This window comes from Acidovorax sp. Root217, assembly GCF_001428645.1.
In the GTDB taxonomy this organism is placed as follows: domain Bacteria; phylum Pseudomonadota; class Gammaproteobacteria; order Burkholderiales; family Burkholderiaceae_C; genus Acidovorax.
Genome location: NZ_LMIH01000022.1, coordinates 3,339 through 7,355, shown reverse-complemented (window position 1 = coordinate 7,355; position 4,017 = coordinate 3,339). Strand labels below are relative to the sequence as shown.

Here is a 4,017-nt window from a genome sequence, read left to right as displayed (position 1 = left end):
GGACAGGATGCCGGTGGCGGCATCGTAGGTGGCCGAGGTGAGGGTGGGCGAGACCACGTTGGACACCGTGATGCCGTTGCCCGTGGTGTCGGCGATATTCAGTGCAGCATCGGCACCATTGGCCCAATCGTCTGCCGCAGCCAGGTTGTAGGTGGTGCCGCCTGCGGATTGTGTGCCGTTGGCGGTGGCCAGCGTGCGCAGGCCGGCTTTGTCGGTAGCGGACAGGGTGAGCGTGAACCCCGTGTCCGAGGTGATCTCCACGTTGGAGGTATCGGTCAGCGTGTAAGTGCCGCCGCCCTGGCCGGTGAGGGTGAACTTGTTGGCAATGATGTCGTTGGTGGCGCCACTGCGGTGCGTGAAGCCGGTGCCTGTGACCACCAGGGTGCCGGTGCTGGCATCGTAGGTGGCCGAGGTCACGGTGGGGGCGGCGACGGTGGCAGTGATGCCATTGCCCGTGATGTCTGCAACCACCACTGCTGCATCAGCCCCGGCAGCCCAGTCCTCTGCTGCGGCCACGTTGTACGTGGTGCCGCCGGTGGAACTGCTGCCGTTCTTGTTGATGATCTGGTTGATGCCGGATTTGTCGGTAGCGCTCAGGGTCAGCGTGAACGCCGTGTTCGATGTGGTGGTGATATCGACATTGGCCGTGTCGGTCAGGGTGTAGGTGGCACCACCCTCGCCGGTCAGGGTGAACTTGTTGGCGATGATGTCGTTGTTGACCCCCGTCAGCTGCACCAGGCCGGTACCCACAAAACTGAGAGTCCCTGTGGAGGCGTCGTACGTGGCCGACGTAATCGTCGGTGCAGGCACATTCGAGACAGTCAGCGGGTTGGTGGCGTCGGAGATGTCGCCGTTCGTGATCGTGCTGTTCCAGTCATCGAAGGCGACGACGTTGTAGGTCGAGCCGCTGGAGGATGTGGCGCCATTCTTGTTGAGCAGGCTGTCGACAACGATCCGGTCGTTGCCGGACAGCTGCACCGCAAAGCTGGTGGCATCTGTCACTTCGACATTGCTCGATATCACCAGGGTGCGGCCCGTGCCGCCCTCGCCGACGATGCGCAGCTTGTTCACGGTGATGTCATTGGTCGCGCCAACGACCTTGACCAGACCGGTGCCGGTGACAGTCAGTATTCCGGTGGCAGCGTCGTAGCTGGCCGAGGTGATGGTGGGGGCGGTGACGTTGCTGACCGTGACGCCATTGCCGGTGAGGTCGGCGCTGGACGAGCTGGTCTGGTCCCAGTTGGCAGCGGCCGCCAGGTTGAACACCGTGGTGTCCACGGCTGAGGTGCCGTTGGTGTTCAGGATGCCATTGATGGCCAGCTTGTCCACGGCGCCGAGCGTAACCGTGAAGGCCGTGGCGCTGCTCGCGGTGGGGTTGGTGGTGGCGGCGGTCAGGGTGTAGCTGCCACCCTGGCCGGTGAGGCTGAGCTTGGTGACGTCGATGGTGTCCCCGTTGGTCATGCCGGCGGCGGTGACCGACAGGACGCCGGTGCTCGCGTTGTAGGTGGCGCTGGTGATGGACGTCGCAATGAAATTGGTGTTCTGGGTGCCGCCGTTCGTACTAGCAAGCGTGTTGACAGCGCTGCCGTTGGAGCCGCTGGTGTTCGTGCCCCCTGTCGCCGTTCCACCAGAGCCTCCTGACCCAGTGTTCGCCGTGGAGAGCGAGGTATTGGTGCTGGCGTCCAGGTTGACGATACCGCCTTTGTTCCATATGCCTGCAATGCCGAGCCCCCCCACGCCGCCATTGCCGGTATTTGAGAAATACGTGGAGCCGCCGCCGCCGCCGCCGCCACCTGCCGCAATGTTGTTGGTGATGCTGCTGTTGGTAACGGTCAGAATGCCGGTCGAGCCGTTGTAGACGGCGCCTGCTGCATTGCCACCTGCGCCCCCCGTTCCCTTGGTGCCGGTGCCGCCGCCACCGCCGCCGATGCCAATGGAGCCGTTGTTTGCCGTGGCGCCATTGCCGCCGGTGGTATAGCCAGTGCCAGAGTAGGTTGCGCCCGCGCCGCCTGTCGCGCTGCCTCCCTTGCCAGCTGAGCCTGCCGCGCCACCGCCACCTTTGCCGCCCGTAATGCCGCTTGCAGCGCTGCCTGCTGCGTAACTCCCGCCGGGGGATCCGTTGCCGCCTGAGCCACCTGCCCCTGATCCAAATCCGCCGGCACCGCCGCCGCCGCCTGCATAGTTCGACCCTGTGCTGGCGCCGCCGCCGCCGCCGCCCGCCGCCTTGTTGGCGGTGATCGTGCTGTTGGTGATGACGAGGGTGCCTGCGTTCCTGATGCCGGCACCCAATGCGTCGCCACCGGCCCCGGCGGCGCCACCTGCTCCTGCAGCGCCACCATCGCCGGACACCTTGCCGTTGGTGATGGTGAGGTTGTCGATAGCCACCGAAGAACCCGCCCCGGCAGTCGTGACATCCAAGACCCGCGCGAAATTGCCGCCGCTGAGTGTGAACCCGCCGCCAACGATCGACAGCTGTTGCCCATCGTTAACGCTGATGGCGATCGCATCGGCTGAGCTGGCAAATGTGATGTTGCCTGTCAGGGTGATGACATCGGCGGCGCCATCGACACTGCCCGTGGCGATGGCGGCCTTGAGCTGCGCCACGGTGCTGACGCTGGCCGTGTGCAAGCTGTAGTCATAGCCGGCCAGTGCCTGCACGTCCACCGCTGCGGGTGCTTCGATGGTCCCCGTGGTGACCTCGAGAACCCAGTCTCCCTCACGGGCTGAACCTGCGGTGGCGTCGTCCGAAGCAGCCACGTCGGCACCAGTGGCCGCAGACAGTGCCTGAACGAACTGTGAGCCCGCCTCGCCGGCCCCCACGTCGCAGCCATACAGCAGCAGGTCGCCATCGGGCCCCAGGGCATCGCCAATGGCTTTCAGGTCTGCCTGGTGCTGATCCAGGTTGCCGGCAAACAGCGGCCCGTTGCCCAGCAGCAGCACACCCTTGTCGCCATGCGATACCACGCTGATGGAAGCCAGGCCGTGCTCTCCCTCCAGTGCCTTGGCCATCTGCGCGACCCCATTCTCGGCGCTGTTGAGCACCACCACCTTCACGCCCGGTCGGGTGGCCGCGATGACGGACTCCAGATCAGGCACACGGCTGTCAACAAAGACGATTTCGCGGGCGGCAGTCTCGGCGTTGGTAAGCGTAGAGGTCATGGTGCAATTTTTTTATGAATGGGCCAGGCCTGCTGTGGTCGTCATCGGCTGACGCCACACAGGGCACTGCTGAAGGGGAGGCGGTTGGGGGAGAGGAGGGCTGTGGGTCGAGAAGCACAGCCCTGCAAGGTACTCGTGGCGCTCAGCTGTCGAGCACGCGCGGGTGCAAAGGCAGCACGAGGGATGTGTGGCCATGGTCGAAAGCCATTGGGCAGTAACTGCCTGGCGAGGTTCGCTCGCGGATGCCATGGGGCCTGTAGTCGCCGCACTGCCGAAAATGGTCATGGAGGACGTTCATAGCGACAACGTCAATAGAAAGTCCGGGAATTATGTATGGTTATTCGGAGAAATTAAGCGAAAGGCCGGTCCCGGTCAACAAAAAAATGCCTCCGCCTGGTGCGCGGGCAACAACGCACAGTCACCCGCCTGAGGCCCAGGGGAGCACAGGACACATAGGTGGCCTGTGTCCCCCACAATGCCAGCGCAGGTCAAGCGAACTCAATCCCCTTGGCCGCCAGCCCCACCAGATCAATCCGCACCGCATTGAGCTCCAGATTCGCCGCCATCACCGTCAGCTCGGAGGCCGATACCCCACCCGCCATGATGTCGGTCAGCAGCTTGAGCTCCCCATCCGTACCCGCGCGGCCCACCACATTCGTCCACAGCGTCTGCGCAATCTGCGTAGGCGTGCTCGCTCCCAGCAGTTGCAGCCCCAGCCCCGCGATGGTCTGGCCCGTGGCCCCGGCATCCAGCAGCCGGATCACTTCGCCCACCACGCCCTTGTTGGTCAGCAAAGCCGGCCCGCCCAGGGCACCGAGCAGCTTGGCCGCTTCGCCCGCATGGCCGTTCAGGTCCAGT

1 protein-coding gene and 1 pseudogene are annotated in these 4,017 nt (G+C 64.7%); both read right to left on the bottom strand.

The genetic code is table 11. From position 1 onward, the window contains the following. A partial coding sequence (locus ASE31_RS33030; protein WP_157412590.1) for a DUF4347 domain-containing protein occupies nt 1-3,159 on the bottom strand: 3,159 nt, incomplete at its 3' end. A gap of 488 nt (nt 3,160-3,647) precedes the next feature. Then, nucleotides 3,648-4,017: pseudogene (locus ASE31_RS32135) on the bottom strand (matrixin); the annotation flags it as partial.